The organism is Thiolapillus sp., from assembly GCF_048562965.1.
GTDB classification, from domain to species: domain Bacteria; phylum Pseudomonadota; class Gammaproteobacteria; order Chromatiales; family Chromatiaceae; genus Thiolapillus; species Thiolapillus brandeum_A.
The window spans coordinates 1-756 of record NZ_JBHNMF010001244.1 but is presented as its reverse complement, the minus strand read 5'-3'; the positions used below and the strand labels follow the sequence as shown (position 1 = coordinate 756).

Genomic DNA, 756 nt, shown 5'->3' with positions numbered 1-756 from the left:
TGGCTTTTACAGTGGATCACCCCATCATCGGCATAGCGACACAGCCGCACGCTTCGACAATGCGTTTTGATCCAGCGATCCAGTGTGTAATGCAGAAAAAGGTTGGCCAGCACCGGACTAATGACGCCCCCTTGAGGGGTACCTCGATCTCGTCGCTGCTCCTCCCCATCTGCACCCACCATCGGCGCTTTCAACCAGCGCTCGATGTAGAGCACCACCCACGGTATCTGACAGTGGTGTCGCACCGCTCGCATCAGTAGGTCATGGTCGATATGATCGAATAGACCTTTGATGTCGAACTCAATTACCCAATCGTATTCCCAGCATCTCCGCCGCACAATATTCAGCGCATCGTGCGCTGAACGATTGGGCCGGTAGCCGTAGGAGTTCTCATGGAAGATCGGTTCGACCAGTGGCTCAAAGATATTCTTGACCACCGTCTGCGCGATACGATCCGACACAGTCGGTATACCCAGTATTCGCTCGCCGCCGCTCTTCTTTGGGATTGCGACGCCTTTGACCGCTGGTGGAAAATAGCTCCCCGACGAAAGGCGATTCCAAATCCGATAGAGGTTCGGCCCCAAGCGCTGCTCAAACTGCTGCAGCGACTGCCCATCGACACCCGCTGCCCCTCGATTAGCTTTTACGTCTTTGTACGCCTCCCAGACTAGAGATTTTGCAATCGCAAATGGCTTTGCCCCGCTCACTGGCTCATCCTGCTTACACAGTTGGCTAGCAAACTCGACTGAATGACGC

General features: G+C 54.9%; 1 protein-coding gene. It reads right to left on the bottom strand.

What is annotated here, in order from left to right:
• The coding region (gene ltrA / locus ACOCD2_RS23565) for a group II intron reverse transcriptase/maturase (RefSeq protein WP_419626250.1) at nt 1–707 on the bottom strand (707 nt) is incomplete at its 3' end.
• Between the last annotated feature and the right edge of the window lie 49 nt (nt 708–756).